14 protein-coding genes and 1 pseudogene are annotated in these 19,532 nt (G+C 64.1%); 8 read left to right on the plus strand and 7 right to left on the minus strand.

The genetic code is table 11. The features are described 5' to 3' along the window. Positions 1-244: 244 nt before the first annotated feature. Positions 245-2,941, minus strand: a complete 2,697-nt coding sequence (gene ppdK, locus JOH52_RS01265; protein ID WP_028004818.1) for a pyruvate, phosphate dikinase — start codon at positions 2,939-2,941, stop codon at positions 245-247. Positions 2,942-3,138: 197 nt separating this feature from the next. After that, positions 3,139-6,600 carry a chromosome segregation SMC family protein gene (locus JOH52_RS01270; protein WP_020479498.1) on the minus strand — a complete coding sequence of 1,154 codons (3,462 nt, stop codon included), beginning with the start codon at positions 6,598-6,600 and terminating at the stop codon, positions 3,139-3,141. Between the two features lie 152 nt (positions 6,601-6,752). On the opposite strand from JOH52_RS01270, the gene JOH52_RS01275 reads away from it, so the two are divergent. Further along, a complete protein-coding gene (locus tag JOH52_RS01275; protein ID WP_010969728.1) occupies positions 6,753-7,829 on the plus strand; it encodes an ISAs1-like element ISRm21 family transposase in 1,077 nt (358 codons plus the stop codon). 18 nt (positions 7,830-7,847) lie between these two features. Here JOH52_RS01275 and JOH52_RS01280 read toward each other — a convergent pair. From JOH52_RS01280 to JOH52_RS01290, 3 genes and pseudogenes are all read right to left on the minus strand, one after another. Then, positions 7,848-7,994: pseudogene (locus JOH52_RS01280) on the minus strand (DUF559 domain-containing protein); the annotation flags it as partial. An 80-nt stretch (positions 7,995-8,074) separates the two neighbouring features. Beyond that, positions 8,075-8,884 (minus strand): DsbA family protein, encoded by an 810-nt coding sequence (locus JOH52_RS01285; RefSeq protein ID WP_010968926.1) that lies wholly within the window; start codon positions 8,882-8,884, stop codon positions 8,075-8,077. A 110-nt stretch (positions 8,885-8,994) separates the two neighbouring features. Continuing rightward, the gene (locus tag JOH52_RS01290; protein ID WP_013844118.1) at positions 8,995-9,501 is read right to left on the minus strand and encodes a DUF721 domain-containing protein; all 507 of its coding nucleotides are present in this window, start codon (positions 9,499-9,501) and stop codon (positions 8,995-8,997) included. An 89-nt stretch (positions 9,502-9,590) separates the two neighbouring features. Here JOH52_RS01290 and mutY point away from each other — a divergent pair, with 89 nt between their 5' ends. Together mutY and JOH52_RS01300 are read left to right on the plus strand one after the other, a co-directional pair. Continuing rightward, a complete protein-coding gene (gene mutY, locus JOH52_RS01295; protein WP_010968924.1) occupies positions 9,591-10,691 on the plus strand; it encodes an A/G-specific adenine glycosylase in 1,101 nt (366 codons plus the stop codon). Positions 10,692-10,764: 73 nt separating this feature from the next. After that, positions 10,765-11,421 carry an HAD family hydrolase gene (locus JOH52_RS01300; protein WP_010968923.1) on the plus strand — a complete coding sequence of 219 codons (657 nt, stop codon included), beginning with the start codon at positions 10,765-10,767 and terminating at the stop codon, positions 11,419-11,421. A 134-nt stretch (positions 11,422-11,555) separates the two neighbouring features. Here the strand turns inward: JOH52_RS01300 and JOH52_RS01305 are convergent, their stop codons facing one another. Then, the gene (locus JOH52_RS01305; RefSeq protein ID WP_010968922.1) at positions 11,556-12,686 is read right to left on the minus strand and encodes a site-specific DNA-methyltransferase; all 1,131 of its coding nucleotides are present in this window, start codon (positions 12,684-12,686) and stop codon (positions 11,556-11,558) included. A gap of 169 nt (positions 12,687-12,855) precedes the next feature. On the opposite strand from JOH52_RS01305, the gene JOH52_RS01310 reads away from it, so the two are divergent. The 3 genes from JOH52_RS01310 to JOH52_RS01320 all read left to right on the plus strand — a co-directional run bounded on the left by JOH52_RS01310 (position 12,856) and on the right by JOH52_RS01320 (position 15,654). Continuing rightward, positions 12,856-13,539: an ArsR/SmtB family transcription factor gene (locus tag JOH52_RS01310; protein WP_014529101.1), complete on the plus strand. Its 684-nt coding sequence runs from the start codon at positions 12,856-12,858 to the stop codon at positions 13,537-13,539. 184 nt (positions 13,540-13,723) lie between these two features. Further along, on the plus strand, positions 13,724-14,419 hold the full coding sequence (locus JOH52_RS01315) for an HAD family hydrolase (protein WP_003532290.1): 696 nt from the start codon (positions 13,724-13,726) through the stop codon (positions 14,417-14,419). Between the two features lie 128 nt (positions 14,420-14,547). Next, the gene (locus JOH52_RS01320; RefSeq protein WP_003532293.1) at positions 14,548-15,654 is read left to right on the plus strand and encodes an ABC transporter substrate-binding protein; all 1,107 of its coding nucleotides are present in this window, start codon (positions 14,548-14,550) and stop codon (positions 15,652-15,654) included. Between the two features lie 191 nt (positions 15,655-15,845). Here JOH52_RS01320 and JOH52_RS01325 read toward each other — a convergent pair whose 3' ends face one another. Continuing rightward, a complete protein-coding gene (locus tag JOH52_RS01325; protein ID WP_107010466.1) occupies positions 15,846-16,400 on the minus strand; it encodes a hypothetical protein in 555 nt (184 codons plus the stop codon). A 348-nt stretch (positions 16,401-16,748) separates the two neighbouring features. Between JOH52_RS01325 and thrC the strand changes: the two genes are divergently transcribed. Continuing rightward, positions 16,749-18,149 (plus strand): threonine synthase, encoded by a 1,401-nt coding sequence (thrC, locus tag JOH52_RS01330; RefSeq protein ID WP_010968919.1) that lies wholly within the window; start codon positions 16,749-16,751, stop codon positions 18,147-18,149. Positions 18,150-18,164: 15 nt separating this feature from the next. After that, positions 18,165-19,466, plus strand: a complete 1,302-nt coding sequence (locus JOH52_RS01335) for a M16 family metallopeptidase (protein ID WP_003532299.1) — start codon at positions 18,165-18,167, stop codon at positions 19,464-19,466. Positions 19,467-19,532: the final 66 nt, after the last annotated feature.

The following is a 19,532-nucleotide window of genomic DNA, read 5'->3' on the forward strand; positions in this document are numbered from 1 at the left end:
GGCTCCGCCGGCCGCGATTGCCCCTCATCCGCCTGCCGGCACCTTCTCCCCGCAAGCGGGGCGAAGGGACGCGCCGAGCACGCCCGATCCCTCATCCACCGTCGCTCCACGAAGCGAGCAACATCACCATCGGGGGCAAGTAGCGCTGAACGTTGCGACGATTCTCCTTCGCCCCGCGTGCGGGGAGAAGGTGGCCGACAGGCCGGATGAGGGGGATATCCGGTAGCCGGAACGCCCTTGGCCGTCAGCTCGCCGCCAGAGCTTGAACCTCGGCGACCTCGCGGCCGTTGATCGTCGCCTGTGCGGCCGCAAGTCTCGCGATCGGCACCCGGAAGGGCGAGCAGGAGACGTAATCGAGACCCGCTTCCTCGCAGAAGCGAATCGAGGCGGGATCGCCGCCATGCTCGCCGCAGATACCGAGCTTCAACCCGTTCTTGGTCCGCCGGCCCCGCTCCGCCGCGATCTGGATCAGTTCGCCCACGCCCTCGAAATCGAGCGAGACGAAGGGATCCTGCTCGATGATGCCCTTCTGCTGATAGGTGGCCAGGAACAGCGCTGCGTCATCGCGCGAAATGCCGAAGGTGGTCTGCGTCAGGTCATTGGTGCCGAAGGAGAAGAAATCGGCCGATTCGGCGATCGTGTCCGCCCTGAGGGCCGCCCGCGGCAACTCGATCATCGTGCCGATCAGATAATCGATGTTCACGCCAGCCTCGCCGATGACCTCCTTGGCGACCGCCTCGATCCGCGCCTTGACGTAATCGAGCTCGGCGCGCAGGCCGACGAGCGGCACCATGATCTCGGGAACGACGGCAGCGCCGGTATCGTGGGCGGCTTGGACCGCCGCCTCGAAAATCGCTCGCGCCTGCATCTCGGCGATCTCCGGATAGGAGATTGCCAGGCGGCAACCGCGATGCCCGAGCATCGGATTGAACTCGTGAAGCGCATCGACCCGCTGACGCAGTTCCGCGGGATCAATCGTCAGCACGCGCGCAACCTCTGCGATCTCCTCGTCGGTTTTCGGCAGGAACTCGTGCAGCGGCGGGTCGAGAAGACGGATCGTGACCGGCAGGCCGTGCATGATCGAAAAGAGCTCGACGAAGTCGGAGCGCTGCATCGGCAAAAGCTTGGCGAGCGCCGTCCGGCGTCCTGCTTCGTCTTCCGCCAGGATCATCTCACGCATCACATTGATGCGGTCGTCCTCGAAGAACATGTGCTCCGTGCGGCAGAGTCCAATGCCTTCGGCGCCGAAGGAGCGGGCGGCGCGCGCATCCGCCGGCGTCTCGGCATTGGTGCGCACGGTCATGCGGCGGCTTGCGTCGGCCCATTGCATGATCTTGCCGAAGTCGCCCGAAAGTTCCGGCTGCAGCATGGGGATCTCGCCCTTCAGCACCTGGCCGGAGGAGCCGTCGATGGTGATCACGTCGCCCTTCCGGAGCGTGACGCTCGCGGCGATCAGGAGCTCGTTTCGCTGGTCGACGCGGATGCTGCCGGCACCCGATACGCAAGGCGTACCCATACCGCGGGCGACGACCGCCGCGTGGCTGGTCATGCCGCCGCGGGTCGTCAGGATGCCTTCCGCCGCATGCATGCCGTGGATGTCTTCAGGACTCGTCTCGACGCGAACGAGAATGACCTTGCGGCCTTCCTTGACCGCCTGCACCGCCTCGTCGGAGCTGAAGACGATCTCGCCCGTGGCCGCACCCGGCGAGGCCGGCAGGCCGGAACCGATAATGTCGCGGCGGGCATGGGGGTCGATCGTCGGATGCAGAAGCTGGTCGAGTGAGGCGGGATCGATGCGCGCGACGGCCTCCTCCTTCGAGATCAGCCCTTCCTCGGCCATGTCGACGGCGATCCTCAGCGCCGACTTGGCCGTTCGCTTGCCGGAACGCGTCTGCAGCATCCAGAGCTTGCCGCGCTCGATCGTGAACTCGATGTCCTGCATGTCGCGATAGTGGCGCTCGAGCGCGTTGCAGATCTTTTCGAACTCGGCAAAAGCCTCCGGCATCAGCTTTTCCAGGGACGGCTTGTCCGAACCGGACGCGATGCGGGCCGCCTCGGTGATGTTCTGCGGCGTGCGGATGCCGGCGACGACGTCCTCGCCCTGAGCATTGACGAGAAACTCGCCATAAAGCTCTTTCTCGCCCGTCGACGGGTTGCGCGTGAAGGCGACGCCCGTCGCGGACGAATTGCCGAGATTGCCGAAGACCATGGCCTGGACGTTGACGGCCGTGCCCCAGCCGGCCGGTATGCCGTGAAGGTGGCGGTAGGTGATGGCCCGCGGGTTCATCCAGCTTGAAAAGACGGCACCGATCGCGCCCCAGAGCTGGACTTCCGGATCCTGCGGGAAAGGCAGGCCGAGCACCTCCTCGATCGCCTCCTTGTAGCGCGAGATCACGTGCTGCCATTCGACGGCGGAAAGCTCCGTGTCCTGCTCATGACCGAGGCGCGCCTTTTCGTCCTCCAGAACTTCCTCGAAAACCTCGTGGTCCACCCCCATCACCACATCGCCATACATCTGGATAAAGCGGCGGTAACTGTCCCAGGCAAAGCGCGCATCGCCGGCGTCGTGACCGAGCGCATGCACGGATTGATCGTTGAGGCCGAGGTTCAGGACCGTGTCCATCATTCCCGGCATCGAGGCGCGCGCGCCGGAACGGACCGACAGAAGCAGCGGGCGATTGGTATCGCCGAAGACGCGTCCGGTGATTTTCTCCATCCGGGTAATGCCCTCGCGGACCTGCTCGCGCAGACCCTCGGGCATGCTGCGGCCCTTCTCGAGATAGCTGTTGCAGGCAGCGGTGACGATTGTGAGCCCTGGCGGCACCGGCAGGCCGAGATTGCACATCTCCGCGAGGTTAGCTCCCTTGCCGCCCAGCCGGTCACGGTCTTCCGCGCTCCCTTCGGCCTGTCCCGCGCCGAAGGTATATACCCATTTCGCCATGCCTGTTCTCCACCCGAAACAGCCGTCGACCTAAAATCAGGAACGTGATCGAATCTAAGACGTTAGAGCGGGATGCGGGCGGAAAACCGCGCACACGTTTCCTTATCCCGATCTAGACCATCTACAGTATATGTTCCGGGCTGAAAATGCACTCGGCGAAGATTTTTGTTGCAGTGCACCAAATTGCAGAGCCGCCATCAGACGGCTTCGCGCAGCCGCTCTGCCGTCTGCAGGTCTACCGAGACGAGCTGCGAGACGCCCTGCTCGGCCATTGTGACCCCGAACAGGCGGTTCATCCGGGCCATGGTAATCGGATTGTGGGTGATGATGACGAAGCGGGTCTCGGTGGAGGCCGCCATTTCGTCCATCAGGTTGCAATAGCGCTCGACATTGTGGTCGTCGAGCGGCGCATCCACCTCATCGAGAACGCAGATCGGTGCCGGATTGGTGAGGAAGACGGCAAAGATCAGCGCCATGGCAGTCAACGCCTGCTCCCCGCCGGAAAGCAGCGTCATCGTCTGCGGTTTTTTGCCGGGCGGCCGGGCAAGGATTTCGAGCCCCGCTTCCAACGGGTCGTCGCTCTCGATGAGCTGCAGTTCCGCCGTGCCGCCCCCGAAGAGGTGGGTGAAAAGCCGCTGGAACTGCACATTGACCACATCGAACGCGGCAATCAGCCGCTCGCGGCCCTCGCGGTTGAGGTTCTGGATGGCACTCCTCAACCGGCGGATCGCCTCGATGACGTCGTCACGTTCCTTGAGCAGCGCCGCGAGCCGCTCCGAAAGCTCCTTCTGCTCCTCGTCGGCGCGCAGGTTGACGGCGCCGAGCCGTTCCCGCTCGATCTTCAGCCGCTCGAGTTCCCGTTCGACGCCGCGCATATCCGGTAGTCCTTCGTCGGAGCCGAGACCGGTAAGGCGCATCACTTCATGGGGGGCGCAGGACAGTGCTTCGAGAATGCGTGCCTCGATCTCGACACGCCGCTCCCGCGCGGAAACAAGCCGCTCTTCGGCGCGGCCGCGCTTTTCGCGTACCTCTGCCAGCTCCGAGAGCGCGGTAGCGGCCTGGCGATCCGCTTCGCGTTGATGGTTTTCCGCCTCGGCGAGTCTGTCGGCCGCCTCTCGGCGCGACGCCTCCGCCTTCTGCAGCTCGTTCATCAGCGCGCGGCGCTTGTCGTCGAACTCGTCAGGCGCATCGAGCAGTTCCTCGACCTCCTCCCGCGCCTCCGCCTCGCGCTCGCGAAGCGTCGCGATGTGATCTTCGGCGCTGGCCGCCCTCGCTGCCCAGGTCTCTCGCTCCCCGGCGATGGCCGCAAGCCGCCTGAGGCGCCCATCGTTTTCGCGTGCGAGACCGTCATGTGCAGCGCGAGCCTCGGCCGCCGCCGCACGGTCGGTCGCGACTTCGGCCGTCCGCCTGCTCAGCCGCAGGTCGAGTTCTGCAAGATCCGGCTGACCGGCAGAGGCTTCCTTGGCCGCCTCGATCTCTTCGGCGATCTCCTCGGCCTGGCCTTCGATCTGGAGCTTCGTCTCGGCAAGCACCGCGCGGCGGCGCGCCAGATCGCCGGACGCCCGCTCGGCCACCGCCAGGGCATCGCGCGCCTCGGAGAGCTGCCGTGCAAGCATGCGTTGCGCCTCGCGCGAAAGCCTTAGCCGCTCGTCCTCGGCGCGGATGCGCGCGCCGGCAGCGGCAAGATGCGCCTCCGCCTTCAGCGATGCATCGCTCGCCTCCTCCGCCTCACCTTCCAGTTCGGAAAGGCGGTTCTTCTGGGCAAGTCTCAGGCCCGCAGCACTTGGCGCTTCCGAGCCGGTGACGTGGCCGTCCCATCGCCAGACGGCGCCCTGTCTCGTCACCAGCCGCTGGCCGGCCCTGAGGAGCGGCAGCAGTCGCTCCGCCTCCCCGTCGCTCTCTACGATCCCGATCTGCCGGAGCGCTCGCCTCAGCGCCTCCGGTGCCTGGACGAAATCGATCAAAGGCAGGGCGCCGGCCGGCAATGCGGGATCTTCCGCATCGTCGCCGGGCATGCGCCAGTGCGTCGGCGCCGCCTGTTCCAGAGGCGAATCGAGGTCGTCGCCAAGAGCCGCGCCAAGCGCCGCCTCGAAGCCGCGCTCGACTTTCATCTCCTCTACGACGGCCGGATAGGTGCTGCCGCCGGCCGCCTCCAGCATGCGCCGGATCGTTCGCGCTTCCGTCTCGATGCCGTTCAGCCGCGCCCGGGCCTGGTCGACGGGCAGGCGCGCGGCGGCTTCGTCGGCGCGCGCCTCGGCGAGGCTCTCTTCGACGGCGGCGACGGCGGCCTCGGCCTCCTCCAGCGCCGCCTCCGCAAGCTCGACCTGCTCTCTCTTCTCGTCCGGATCGGGGAGTCGCGCCATCTGACCGTCAAGATCGTCGAGTTCACGCCCCTGATCCGCAAGCTGGCGTGCAAGGCGAGCCTGCCGCTCGGAGAGATCGCGTAGCGCTCTCTCGATCTGGTTGCGCGCGGCCTGCGCCTCGGCGCGCTCGGCCGTAATGCGGGCGAGACCGGCTTCGCTCGCCGCAAGCTTTTCATTGGCCTCATCGAGCCTTTCACGTGCCTGAGCGCCGCGATCATCCGCCTCGGCCAGCACGTCCCGCAGTTCTTCCTCCTCCTGATCGAGGCGGGCGAGAATGCCGGCATTGTCGGCGATCAGCCGCTCTTCGCGGGCGATGTCCTCCGCAAGTTGCGCCAGCCGCCGCTGCAATTCCTCACGGCGGCGCAGGATCCGGCCGGCATCCTCCTCGAGCTGGGCGCGAGCGATCTGCAGGCGCTGCAGCCCGGCAGCGAACTTCGCCTCGTTTTCACGCAGTTCCGGCAGCTTGAGGCTCGCGACGGCCTGAGCCTTGGCGGCTTCCATCTGCGCCTGCGCCTTCTCGGCGACGAGTGCAGTGATCTGGTTCAGGTGGCTGGTCGCCTCGGCCTCCGCTTCCTTGGCCTGCACCCAGCGGGTATGGAACAGGATCGCCTCGTGCCGGCGGATTTCCGCAGACAGCATCTTGAACCGGTTGGCCTGGCGCGCCTGGCGCTTGAGGCTCTCGATCTGGCTTTCGAGCTGCGAGGTAACGTCGTCCAGGCGCTCGAGATTGGTTTCGGCAGCCTTCAGCCGCAGTTCCGCCTCATGGCGGCGCGAATGCAGGCCGGAAATGCCGGCCGCCTCCTCGAGCAGCTGCCGGCGCGCCTGCGGCTTGGCGGCGATCAGCTCGCCGATGCGGCCCTGGCCCACCATCGAGGGCGAGCGTGCACCGGTGGACGCATCGGCAAACAGCAACTGCACGTCCTTGGCGCGCGCCTCCTTGCCATTGATGCGGTAGACCGAGCCCTGCTCGCGCTCGATGCGGCGCGTCACCTGTATCTCGTCGCTGTCGTTGAAGGCTGCGGGCGCGGTGCGGTCGCTGTTGTCCAGATACAGGCCGACCTCGGCCGTGTTGCGCGCCGGGCGGTTGCCGGATCCGGAAAAGATCACGTCGTCCATGCCGGAGGCACGCATGTTCTTGTAGGAGTTCTCGCCCATCACCCAGCGGAGCGCCTCGACAAGATTGGACTTGCCGCAGCCGTTCGGCCCGACGACCCCGGTCAGGCCACGCTCGATGACGAATTCCGTCGGTTCGACGAAGGATTTGAAGCCGAGCAGGCGCAGCCTGGTGAATTTCATGAGGAGCACGCCGGGGCAGCGACAAGCCGGCACCCCCCTCTGCCCTGCCGGGCATCTCCCCCGCAGGGCAGGGGAATCGCATTTAGCAAATAAGCGGTTGTTTTGTTGCGGCAAATCGATTCTTGGAGTTCTCCGCTGACTTGGAGGTCTCGATGAGTAGATTTGCCGCTTGCTTTGAAGATTTGCCCGATCCGCGCGGTCGCAATGCGCGCCATCCGTTGACGTCGATCCTGTTCATTGCCGTTGCGGCGATTGTCTGCGGTGCGGAAAGCTGTACCGATATGGCCGATTTCGGCGTTGCCAAGAAGAAATGGCTGAAGACAATCGTGCCGCTGCCCTATGGCATTCCCAGCCATGACACCTTCTCCACCGTCTTCCGCCATCTCGATCCGGATGCCTTTGACGCGGCCTTTCGCCGTCTCACGGCGAGCTTTGCGCAGGGTCTCGAAGGGGTGGTAGCGATCGATGGCAAGGCGGTGCGCGGTGCCTACCGGCGCGCCGCCAAGGCCACGCCACTCCACTTCGTCAATGTCTGGGCTGCCGGTCCCGGTCTGGTCATCGGCCAAAAGCTCGCGCCGGGCCGCAATGAGGTGCAAGGGGCTCTCGATGCGCTCGCGCTGCTGGCACTGGAGGGCTCTATCGTCACCGCCGATGCCCTGCATTGCCGGCCCGACACCGCCCGCGCCATCCTCGCTGCCGGCGGCGATTATGCTCTGGCACTGAAGGCCAACCAGCCCGGCCTCTTGGCCCAGGCGCTCGCCCGCATCGAGGACGCCGACCACGTCGAGAGCATCCAGATTGCAGCCGAGACTGCCCATGACCGCACCGAGACACGCCGCGCCAGCGTTGTGGCTGTCGACGATATCAACTTTCCGGGCCTGCAGGCCATCGGCTGCGTCGAGACCACAAGCCGTCATACCAACGGCCATTTGACCAGCCATGTCCGCTACTTCCTGCTCTCCACCACCATGTCGCCGAGCGCGCTGATCGAGGTTGTAAGAACCCATTGGCAAATCGAAAACAAACTGCATTGGGTTCTGGATGTCCACTTCCGCGAGGACGCCGCCAGAAACCGCAAGGACAACGGCCCTCAGAACATTGCCTTCTTGCGCAAGATCGCTCTCAACCTCTTGCGATCTCACCCCGACAAGGCCTCCATCCGCCGGAAAATCAAAAAGGCGGGCTGGGATGACCAATTCCTCACTTCTCTTATCGCTCATATGCGATAGCCCTGCCCCGCAGGGGGGGGCAGTCGGAACCTGCCGGCGAAAACCAAGCCCCATCAGCCGATGCGCACGAAGTTCATTCCAGAGCTTGACCTCCGCCTCCGTCATGCTGTTGCGCATGCGGCGCGCGCTGCCGCGAACTTCCGGCGATACGTCAGCGTGAGGCATGGCGAAACCTCACTGGCTGCCCAACACAAAAAACGGGCGCACGGCTGCTGCCGTCGCCCGTCGGAATCAAAAGCGAAGGATCAGAGCTTGCTGTCGATGAGGGCCGACATAACGTCAACCGACATGTCCCCCGAATAGTGCTCACCGTTGACGAAGAAAGTCGGCGTCGATTTGACCCCGAATTCCTTGGCGCCCCTCTGCATGACTGCATTCACATCATCCAGAAGTTTCTGGTTCGTCAAGCAGGCCTCGAAGCTCTCCTGTGTAAAACCGGCGAGTTTCGACAATTGCAGGAGTGCATCGCGGCCGTTCTGTGCAGCCGCCCACTGCTCCTGCTGTTTGAACAGCATGGAAACCATCGGGAAATACTGCCCCTCCGGTGCACAGCGCGCCAGCATGAAGGCGGCTGCCGCGCGCGGATCGAAGGGGAATTCGCGGACGATGAAGCGTACCTTGCCGCTGTCGATGTACTTCGCCTTGATCGCGTCGAAGGTATCGTTGTGGAAATTGGCACAATGCGGGCAGGTCATCGACATGTATTCGACGATGGTGACCGGCGCATTGGCTTCTCCGAGCGCCATTTCCGGCAGCGCTCCGGGCTCCAGGAGCTTCGCCATGTCGACGCTGCCCTCCGACTTCGGCAACTCGACCTTGGCGGCTGGGGTAGAGGCCTGCGCCACCTCGGTCGCGGGCTTCGCCACGCTCGCGGCGGCAGGCGCCTGAGACGTCGAGGCGGTGGTCGTCGCATCGGTGCTCGCCGTGGTCTCGGCGGGCGTCGTTGAAGCCGCCTCCTTCTTTTCATCGCTGCAGGCTGCGAGCGCCATAGCGAGCGCTGCAACGGCGACGCCGCTCAGCAGGCGTTTCGGAAGGCTTGTTTGGGAAGCGGACATGGACAGGACCCGTGTTCTACTCGAGGGAAATTGAAGCGTGATTTCGATAACTTGCCACGTGCGGGGCGACAAGAGGGGGTGTTTCGACAGCGTTCAAACAATTGTGACCGTCATCGCCGCTGCGTCGACAGAACGGCAGTGCCGAGCCGCTTGAGCGCCGCCTTCAACGCCTCGCTTTCGACGCCTTCCATCATGGTTTCGAGCCGCCGGGCAGCCTCGCCGACAAGGGGCGGCGGGCGGCTGTAGCGCTTGGGCGGCGGTGCGACCGGCTTCTGGACGATGCGCAACTGGCCGATTGCGTGGAAACCGAAGAAGCCGTTGATGCGCTGGATCAGCTCGCCCTGGGCATGAGTCAGGAAAAGCGCCCGGGCGCCTTCGCACGCGACCGTCAGCACACCCGGCTGGTAGCGGCCTTCGCCGGCGATTTCGGAAGCGCGGCGCGGCCAGGCAATTCTTTCCGGCCGGGTGCAATCGGCAAACTCCGCGCCCGCGATTTCGTCCCACGAGCCGAGCAGCATCGTGTTGATGCCGGCACGCTTCGCCAGCACCGGATCGATCAGGCCGTTGGCAACTTCGCTGATCTGAACGACGCCCTTTCGGGTCTTTCTCTCACTCACGGAACGACTTTCTGTTTGCAATTTCGATCGAACCTTGCGGCTCAAGCCGGCATCGGCCAAGTATAGGCCGCAAAAGGACCTCCCGGCAAATGATGCGCGATCTTCCACAGGCGGCGAGCGCCGCACTTCTTCTCGAATGGTACGATCGTCACCACCGCGACCTTCCATGGCGGGTGCCGCCGGCAGCGGCGCGGAAAGGTGCGGTTGCCGACCCCTATCGCGTCTGGCTGTCGGAGGTGATGCTTCAGCAGACGACGGTCCAGGCGGTCAAGGCTTACTTCGAGAAATTCCTCGCCCTGTGGCCGACGGTCGGCGACCTTGCCGCGGCAGACACCGAGGATGTGATGAAGGCCTGGGCCGGCCTCGGCTACTACGCCCGCGCGCGGAACCTGAAGAAATGTGCGGAAGCGGTCGCCCGCGATCATGGCGGCCGTTTTCCCGATAGCGAAGAGGGGCTGAAAGCGCTGCCGGGCATCGGCGACTACACCGCCGCAGCCATCGCCGCGATCGCCTTCAACCGGGCAAGTGCCGTTCTCGACGGCAATGTGGAGCGCGTGATCTCGCGCCTCCATGCCGTCGAAACGCCGCTGCCCGCGGCCAAGCCCGAAATGCGAGCCCTCGTCCAGGCGCTGACCCCGGCCGACCGGCCGGGCGATTTCGCCCAGGCGATGATGGATCTCGGTGCGACGATCTGCACGCCGAAACGGCCTGCCTGTTCGCTCTGTCCCTTTCGTACGGATTGCCGGGCCCTGAAAACAGCCGACCCGGAGACATTTCCGCGCAAGGCAGCAAAGAAGGAGAAGCCGTTGCGCCTGGGTGCGGCCTTCGTCGCCGTCGACGGCCTCGAGGCGGTCTATCTTCGCAAGCGCCCCGAAACGGGCCTCCTCGGCGGCATGACAGAGGTGCCCGGCACGGACTGGACGTCGCGCCGCGACGGCGACACGTCGATAGACGCTCATCCCTTCCCCGCAGAGTGGGAGCCATGCGGGACCGTCAACCACGTCTTCACGCATTTCGAGCTGCACCTGTCCGTCTTTCGGGCCAGGGTCGGGCGCGCCGATATCGGAGAGGCGCGAACGGACACGAGCGGGTGGTGGGAGCCGCTCGCCTCGCTCAGGGCGCAGGCGCTTCCGACTGTCATGAAAAAGGCAATCGCCAAGGCTATACCGCATGCGTTCGAAGCGGGATAAATGCAAAGCGGAGCGCTTTCCGGCCGCTCCGGCCCCAATTTCCATCGCAAGCCAAGGATCGGCAGGAATAACAATGAGCAGCATCGATATCCGCCACATCGTTTTCGACATCGGCAAGGTGCTGATCCATTACGATCCGAACCTTCCCTATTCCCGCCTCGTCCCGGACGAGGCGGAACGCAGCTGGTTCTTCGCCAATGTCTGCACGTCCGACTGGAACATAGAGCAGGATCGCGGCCGCTCCTGGGAAGAGGCGGAGGCAATCCTCATCCGCAATCATCCGGAAAGGGAAGATCACATCCGCGCCTTTCGCCGGCACTGGCATGAAATGGTACCGCACGCCTATGTGGAGACGGTCGCCATCATGGGAGGCCTGATCGCCGACGGCTGGGACGTCACGATGCTGACCAATTTCGCCTCCGACACCTTCCGGGAGGCGCAGAAGCTTTATCCCTTCCTGACCCTGCCGCGCGGGGTCACGGTCTCCGGCGACGTTCGGCTCATCAAGCCCGATCTCGCCATCTACCGGACCCACGCCGAGGCCTTCGACCTCGATCCGGGCGCGACGCTCTTCATCGACGACAGCGCCGCCAATGTCGAAGGCGCGCGAGCGGCCGGCTGGCACGCGGTTCAGTTCACCGGCGCCGAAAGGCTGAAAGCCGATCTCGCGGCCTACGGTATCCAGCCTTCGGACGCGGCACCCTCGCTGGCAGCGGCTGCCATGCTGTAATCGGCTGACGCCCCGCATTGATACAAACGCCCGGAATCCTCTTCGGATTCCGGGCGTTTAAAGCGCTCATCCGGGACTGAAGGCACAAAAACCGGAAGGGGGCGCCTATCGAAGACCCAGGCGGAACTGGTTGATCAGTTCAGTTTTGCCAGGTCGTTTCGAATGACGGATCTGAGCTCGTCGATCGGTTTCAATACGCTTCCCTCCTCGAAGTGCCAGAAGGTCCAGCCGTTGCAGGCGTCGAGGCCCTGCACTTTTGCGCCGAGGCGGTGAATGGATCCAGCCTCGCCGCCGGACGCCAGCGTGCCGTCGGCGCGGACGATCGCGCTGTAGCGGCGCTTCGCATCCGTCAGAACCGTGCCGGGCTTGATGAGCCCGCTTTCCACCAGAGTGTTGAAGGCGACGCGCGGCTCCGCCTTCTTGCCGGTCATGACCGAGAGCGTGGCCTTGCCGAGCGGCTCCACGGCCGCGATACGTTCGGCGGCGGCATCGATATAGTCCTGCTCGCGCTCGATCCCGACGAAGTGCCGGCCGAGGCGCTTGGCGACCGCCCCGGTGGTGCCGGAGCCGAAGAACGGATCAAGCACGACGTCCCCGGGCTTGGTCGAGGCCATCAGGATGCGGGCAAGCAGCGCTTCCGGCTTTTGCGTCGGGTGTACTTTCTTGCCGTCGTCGCCCTTCAGCCGCTCGGAACCGGAGCAGATGGGGAACAGCCAGTCGGAGCGCATCTGAACGTCGTCGTTCGCCGCCTTCATCGCTTCGTAGTTGAAGGTATAACCCTTGGCCTTGGCGTTCGGCGTCGCCCAGATCAGCGTTTCATGCGCGTTCTGGAAGCGGCGGCCCTTGAAGTTCGGCATCGGGTTGGTCTTGCGCCAGATGATATCGTTCAAGACCCAGAAGTGCAGGTCCTGGAGGATCGCGCCGACCCGGAAGATATTGTGGTAGGAACCGATGACCCAGAGCGTGCCGGTGGGCTTCAGGACACGCCGGCAGGCAAGCAGCCAGGCGCGGGTGAAAGCGTCATAGGCTTCGAAGGAAGCAAACTGGTCCCAATCGTCGTCCACTGCATCGACCAGCGACTGATCGGGCCGGTGCAACGTGCCGCCGAGCTGAAGATTATAGGGCGGGTCGGCGAAGACGACATCGACCGAATGATCGGGAAGCGCGTTCAGCGCGGCCACGCAATCTCCCTTGATGATGCTGTCCAGCCAGTTCAGCGGACGGGCGGCACGGGAGATTTCGGCAAGCGAAACAACTGATGACATTGGCAACTCGCAAATACGCTTACTCGGACTGACGATAGGCTTATGGTTACCGAAGATGGTTACCAAAGCCTGAAGGCGCCGGAAAAATTTGCGTCGCCGCAGGAGTCATCGTCCAGGCGCCGCCGATCCGGGTCTTGCCCGTCCGCGATACTTCGATTATCATCGAAGTATGAAGGAAGGCCCGGACATAGCTCTGATCGGCTCGTTGATCGGCGATCCCGCACGCGCAAACATGCTGACCGCTCTGATGGGCGGCCAGGCGCTGACGCCGACGGAGCTTGCAGCCCAGGCCGGCATCACGCTGCAGACCGCCAGTTCGCACCTCGCCAAGCTGGAGGCGGGCGGCTTGCTGACACAGCGCAAGCAGGGCCGGCACCGCTATTACGCGCTGAGCGAGGACGAGGTCGGGCTCATGCTCGAAAGCCTCATGGGTTTTGCCGCCGGGCGCGGCCTGACGCGCTCGCGGCCCGGACCGAAGGACCCGGCACTGCGCAAGGCGCGCGTCTGCTACAACCATCTTGCCGGCGATTACGGCGTGCGCATGCTGGGCAGCCTGATCGGGGCCCGGCAGATCGAAACGGCGGGCGAAGACGATCTGGCTCTGACCGATGCCGGGCGTGTCCGCATCGAGTCGCTCGGGATCGACTACGCCGCGCTCAGGAAATCCCGGCGGCCGATCTGCCGCACCTGCCTCGACTGGAGCGAGCGGCGGTCGCATCTCGCCGGCTCGCTGGGAGAGGCATTGCTGACGCTCTTCATCGACAAGGGCTGGGCGAAACGGGAGCAGAACAGCCGGGCGGTTCGCTTTACGGCGCCGGGCGAGAAGGCCTTTCTGGAGCTCTTCCCGCGGTGATCACGACGATTTGTACCGTCGGCTGCGACGATTGCGAGTTGAATCGGCCACAATCCCCGGTTCTCCGTCTCCTGCTCCAGGTTGAGCTTTGATCCGCCATCGTATAAAGCTGCGGCCACCATTTCCCGCGCCGCTTTTCAGCTCCTCCCCTGCCGGCGGCGCCTTTCTCCCAAGGAACCGATTTATGACCGGTATCGACCTCATCATCTTCGACTGCGACGGCGTGCTCGTCGACTCGGAAATCATCGCCTCGGAAGTCGAGGCCGGGTTGCTGACGGAAGCGGGCTATCCGATCAGCATCGAGGAAATGTCCGAACGCTTTTCCGGCATGACCTGGCGCGACACGTTGCTGGCGGTCGAGAAGGAAGCGAGCATTCCGCTTTCCGCCTCCTTGATCGACAAGGTCGATGCCATTCTCGACGTGCGGCTTGCCCGCGACGTCAAGATCATCGAAGGCGTGCGGCCGGCGCTCATGCAACTGACGCTTCCGCATTGCATCTGCTCGAACTCCACTTCGCAACGGCTTGCGATGATGCTCGGCAAAGTCGGCATCAGGGATCATTTCGGCAAACACATCTACTCCGCGCGCGACCTTGGCCCGGATCGCGTCAAGCCGAAGCCTGACATCTTCCTGCATGGGGCGGCCCAGTTCGGCGTCGATCCGGCACGCGTTCTTGTCATCGAAGATTCGGTTCACGGCATTCATGGCGCCCGCGCGGCGGGCATGCGCGTCGTCGGTTTCACCGGCGGTTCGCATACGTTCGCAGCCCATGCGGACAAGCTGACGGAAGCCGGCGCCGAAACGGTCATCTCGCGAATGGCGGCGCTTCCCGGAGTAATCGCCGCGCTCGCGGAATGGTCGGAGTCCATGACGGCTTAGGGCGGGCGAGGACTCCATGCCGCATTGAAGGCGCATGGACTTCCTCCGAGAATCGACCGATTTTCAGACTGCGCGCGGGCATATCAAGCAAACCCCCAGAAGGGGGAATTTTCCAAGGAGGAAACACCATGCGTCTTTCACGATTGACCGGAATGGCACTGGCAGCCAGCGTCGCGTTTGCGCCGCTCGCCCATGCCGACATCACCATCGGCGTCATCACGCCGCTCACCGGTCCCGTTGCTGCCTTCGGCGAGCAGGTCAAGAACGGCGCCGAAGCGGCGGTCGAAGCGATCAACAGCGCCGGCGGCGTCAATGGCGAGAAGCTCGTCGTCAAGATCGTCGACGACGCGGGCGAACCCAAGCAGGCCGTCTCGGTCGCCAACCAGCTGGCGGGCGAAGGCATACAATACGTGGTCGGACCGGTGCTCTCCGGCACCTCGATGCCGGCATCCGACGTGCTGGCGGAAAACGGTATCCTGATGGTCACGCCGACGGCGACCACCCCGGATCTGACGACCCGCGGCCTGTGGAACGTTCTGCGCACCTGCGGACGCGACGATCAGCAGGCCGTCGTCGCCGCCGACTACGTCGTCAAGAACTTCAAGGACAAGCGCGTTGCCGTGCTTCACGACAAGGGAGCCTATGGCAAGGGTCTTGCCGACGGATTCAAGGCTGCGATCAACGCAGGCGGCATCACCGAGGTGGTCTATGAAGGCCTGACGCCCGGCGAGAAGGATTTCGGGGCGATCGTCACCCGCCTCAAGGCCGAGAATGTCGACGTCGTCTATTTCGGGGGCTATCACGCGGAGGGCGGGCTGCTCGCTCGCCAGATGCATGACCAGGGCGTGAAGGCGCAGCTCCTCGGCGGCGACGGTCTTTCCAACACCGAGTTCTGGGCAATCGGCGGCGAAGCCGCATCGGGCACCGTCTACACCAATGCCAGCGACGCCACCCGCAACCCGGCCGCCGCACCGGTGATCGAGGCCCTCAAGGCCAAGAACATCCCCGCGGAAGCCTTCACGCTCAACGCCTATGCCGCCGTGCAGGTTCTCAAGGCGGGTATCGAGAAGGCGGGCTCGACCGAGGACGCGACTGCCGTTGCCACCGCCATCAAGTCAGGCGAGGCGATCGACACGGTCATCGGCAAGCTGACCTACGGCGAAAGCGGCGATCTCACCTCGCCAAGCTTCTCGCTTTACAAGTGGGAAGGCGGCCAGAGCGTCGCGGTCGAGTAAGCGGCCGCTGAGCGAGTTGAGCTCGCCCCTCATCCGCCTGCCGGCACCTTCTCCCCGTCTTACGGGGAGAAGGGACAAGCGGCATCGCCTCCGCACTTTCAACGCCAAGGAAGAGCTGGGAGCGTGCCGCTCGTGTCCTTCGCCCCGCCTGCGGGGAGAAGGTGGCCGGCAGGCCGGATGAGGGGCGGGTATTACTTCGCCCTATACGGACCTTCGTCAAATCCCACGAAGACCTTCGCTTCGGCGCCGGCGCCGGCGGGAAGCGTCACATCGGCCTTGGTGAAAACGAACTGGGTGGTGGCGCTGCCCGCCGGGCCCGCCGGCACTTCGACCGGGTATTGGGTGAGCTCCGAGTAAAGCGTCTTTTCGCCATCCGTGGCGGCAACGCGGATCGGCAGCGTCACCTTGCCCGGCCCGCCGGCTGGACCGGCGACCACGCGACCCTGCACCACGACCGTCATCGTCAGCTTGTCCGGGCTCTGCACGCATTGGCGCGTCGTGTCGGCAAGCGAGGCCTGATAGACGATCTTGCTCGGATCGTCCTTGGCACCCTTTGCATAGGTTCGGTAGGAGGAGGTACCGTCCCGAAGGCTGATCGGCGGGCAGGCCGCCTGGATCACCGCAGGTGTCGGCGCCGTCGCACTTCCGCCGGCGTCGATGGCGCCACCCGATTGCGTCTTGTTACAGCCGGCAGCGGCCAAAAGGAGGGATACTGCGAGAAGACGGCGAGATACTTTGCCAGACACGTTGCACAACCTCTACTGAACGGACGAACTCCCGAACCGCGATGATATCGGCTTGTAGCAAGCCAAACTCGCCGCAGCCGGCTTCAACGGGCGAGAGCTCGAGACCGCGTCGGGTCAACTCGAGCTCAGGGCCGAAAACGGCTGGAGGCCTTTCTTGACCTTCGGGCATCGTCTATAGCAGCGGCGAAATCAAAAATCGACCGGTCCACGCCCCCCAACCGAAATTTCCGATACCGACGTGAAATTGCCACGGTGACAAGAATGGCCGCGCGATTTGCCAGGGACTGACGCAAAAGCGCCTGCAGCGCCGCGCGTCTCATTCAGACGCGCAAACGACGAAGGATGACGATGGTGAAGTATATTTCGACACGGGGAGAAGCGGCCTCTCTCGGCTTTTGCGATGCTCTTCTGGCGGGACTTGCCCGCGACGGCGGGCTTTACCTGCCGAAGGAATGGCCGGCACTCTCGAAGAAGGAGATCCGGGCGCTGCGCGGCAAATCCTATCAGGAGATCGCCTTCACCGTTCTCGAACCCTTCACCAATGGCGAGATCCCGGCGGCCAAGTTCCGCGAGATGATCGACGAGGCCTATGCCACTTTCCGTCATCCGGCCGTAGCACCCCTGGTCCAGACCGGACCGAACGCTTTCGTGATGGAGCTCTTTCACGGTTCGACGCTCGCCTTCAAGGACGTCGCCATGCAGTTGCTCGCCCGGCTGATGGACTATGTTCTTGCCGAACGGGGCGAGCGGGCGACGATCGTGGGAGCGACATCAGGCGATACCGGCGGTGCCGCGATCGACGCCTTCGCCGGCCGCGACCGCACCGACATCTTCATCCTCTTTCCGCAGGGCAAAGTGTCGCCGGTGCAGCAAAGACAGATGACCACGTCCACGGCATCGAACGTGCACGCGGTTGCCGTCAAAGGCAATTTCGACGACTGCCAGAACCTGGTCAAAGCCATGTTCAACGACCAGGCCTTCCGCGACCGCGTGAAGCTTTCCGGCGTCAATTCGATCAACTGGGCGCGCATCATGGCCCAGATCGTCTACTATTTCACGACGGCGGTCGCTCTCGGCGCGCCCGACCGGAAGATCTCCTTCACCGTGCCTACCGGCAATTTCGGCGATATTTTCGCAGGCTACGTCGCCAAGCGCATGGGTCTGCCGATCGACAAGCTGATCATCGCCACCAACGAAAACGACATTCTGGCGCGCACGCTGAAGAACGGCCGCTACGAGATGCGCGACGTCAAGGCGACGACCTCGCCTTCGATGGACATCCAGATCTCGTCGAACTTCGAAAGGCTCATCTTCGAGGCGAACGAGCGCGATCCGGCGGAAGTCCGCGCGGCCATGGCGAGCCTCAGGCAATCCGGCTCGTTCACGATCGGCGACGCAGCGCTGAAAAAAATCCGCAAGGAATTTCGCGCCGGCCGCGCCTCGGAGAAAGATGTGGCGAAAACGATCCGCAAGACCTTCGACGAGACCGGCTATCTCCTTGATCCGCATACGGCAATCGGCGTTTTCGTGGCAACCAAGCACGAGAAGAACTCCGCCCCGATGGTCACCCTTGCGACTGCCCATCCGGCAAAATTTCCCGCCGCAGTAAAATCGGCAAGTGGTATTGACCCCACGCTTCCGACGTGGCTTGCTGATCTCATGACTAGGGCGGAGCGTTTCGACATCCTGGATCCGGAGCTCAAGAGCGTCGAAACCTTCATCGGCGAGCGTACCCGCGTTCGGGAATAGAGCGAAAGATCACGGATGATGAAAGTTGAGTGCACCCGGCTCCCTTCCGGGCTGACGGTGGTTACCGAGCGAATGCCGCATCTGGAAAGCGTGGCGCTCGGAGTCTGGATCAAGTCCGGTTCGCGCAACGAAACCGTGAATGAACACGGAATTGCGCATCTCCTGGAGCACATGGCTTTCAAGGGCACGAGGCGGCGCAGCGCCCGCCAGATCGCCGAGGAAATCGAGAATGTGGGCGGCGAGGTCAACGCCGCCACCTCGACCGAAACGACTTCCTACTATGCCCGCGTACTCAAGGACCATCTGCCGCTGGCGGTCGATATCCTCGCCGACATTCTGACGGAATCCACCTTCGAGGCGGACGAGCTGCGTCGTGAGAAGCAGGTCATCCTGCAGGAGATCGGCGCGGCGGACGACACGCCGGACGACGTCGTCTTCGATCGTTTTGCCGAGACCGCCTATCGTGGCCAGACGGTCGGCAGGCCGATCCTCGGCACGCCGGAAACGGTGATGTCCTTCAGCGCGGATCAGATCCGCCAGTATCTCGGCCGCAACTATACGACCGACCGCACCTTCATCGTAGCCGCCGGCGCCGTCGATCACGACACCATCGTGCGCCAGGTGGAGGAGCGTTTCGCCTCCCTGCCCGCCGAACCCGTTTGCGCTCCCGTCATCGAGACCGCGCGCTACACCGGCGGCGACAGCCGCGAGAGCCGCGACCTGATGGACGCGCAGGTTCTGCTCGGCTTCGAAGGCAAGGCCTATCACGCCCGTGATTTCTATTGTTCGCAGATCCTTGCCAACATCCTCGGCGGCGGCATGTCGTCCCGCCTGTTCCAGGAAGTGCGCGAACACAGGGGCCTCTGTTACTCGGTCTACGCCTTCCATTGGGGCTTTTCCGATACCGGCATCTTCGGCGTGCATGCGGCAACGGGCGGAGAAAACCTGCCGGAGCTGATGCCGGTGATCGTCGATGAATTGCGCAAGTCGTCCTTGAGCATCGATCAGCAGGAGATCGAGCGTGCCCGCGCACAGATCCGGGCGCAATTGCTGATGGGCCAGGAAAGCCCGGCCGCGCGTGCGGGACAAATCGCACGGCAGATGATGCTGTACGGCCGGCCGATCCCCAATGAGGAACTGATGGAACGCCTGTCGGGCATCACCATCGAGCGCCTCACCGACCTGGCCGGCCGCCTGTTCTTCGACACGGTTCCGACGTTGTCGGCCATCGGTCCGCTCGGACAGCTGGCTCCCCTGAACGACATATTGTCCTCGCTGACCACGAAGGCGGACGCGATACATGCTGCGGCGAGCTGACCGGCCCCTGCCGGTCGCATGCCTTCCTTCAAGGTCCTCTTTTTCCTTGTACAATTCTTAAAATCG

Origin of the sequence: Sinorhizobium meliloti, assembly GCF_017876815.1 — a bacterium.
Lineage (GTDB): Bacteria > Pseudomonadota > Alphaproteobacteria > Rhizobiales > Rhizobiaceae > Sinorhizobium > Sinorhizobium meliloti.

Excerpts from the sequence above, each read along its gene's own strand:
- ppdK (WP_028004818.1), bottom strand. The coding sequence starts at position 2,941 with ATGGCGAAATGGGTATATACCTTCGGCGCGGGACAGGCCGAAGGGAGC.
- JOH52_RS01310 (WP_014529101.1), top strand. The coding sequence starts at position 12,856 with ATGAAGGAAGGCCCGGACATAGCTCTGATCGGCTCGTTGATCGGCGAT.
- JOH52_RS01285 (WP_010968926.1), bottom strand. The coding sequence starts at position 8,884 with ATGTCCGCTTCCCAAACAAGCCTTCCGAAACGCCTGCTGAGCGGCGTC.
- JOH52_RS01335 (WP_003532299.1), top strand. The coding sequence starts at position 18,165 with ATGATGAAAGTTGAGTGCACCCGGCTCCCTTCCGGGCTGACGGTGGTT.
- JOH52_RS01270 (WP_020479498.1), bottom strand. The coding sequence starts at position 6,600 with ATGAAATTCACCAGGCTGCGCCTGCTCGGCTTCAAATCCTTCGTCGAA.
- JOH52_RS01300 (WP_010968923.1), top strand. The coding sequence starts at position 10,765 with ATGAGCAGCATCGATATCCGCCACATCGTTTTCGACATCGGCAAGGTG.
- JOH52_RS01320 (WP_003532293.1), top strand. The coding sequence starts at position 14,548 with ATGCGTCTTTCACGATTGACCGGAATGGCACTGGCAGCCAGCGTCGCG.
- JOH52_RS01315 (WP_003532290.1), top strand. The coding sequence starts at position 13,724 with ATGACCGGTATCGACCTCATCATCTTCGACTGCGACGGCGTGCTCGTC.
- JOH52_RS01275 (WP_010969728.1), top strand. The coding sequence starts at position 6,753 with ATGAGTAGATTTGCCGCTTGCTTTGAAGATTTGCCCGATCCGCGCGGT.
- mutY (WP_010968924.1), top strand. The coding sequence starts at position 9,591 with ATGATGCGCGATCTTCCACAGGCGGCGAGCGCCGCACTTCTTCTCGAA.
- thrC (WP_010968919.1), top strand. The coding sequence starts at position 16,749 with ATGGTGAAGTATATTTCGACACGGGGAGAAGCGGCCTCTCTCGGCTTT.
- JOH52_RS01305 (WP_010968922.1), bottom strand. The coding sequence starts at position 12,686 with ATGTCATCAGTTGTTTCGCTTGCCGAAATCTCCCGTGCCGCCCGTCCG.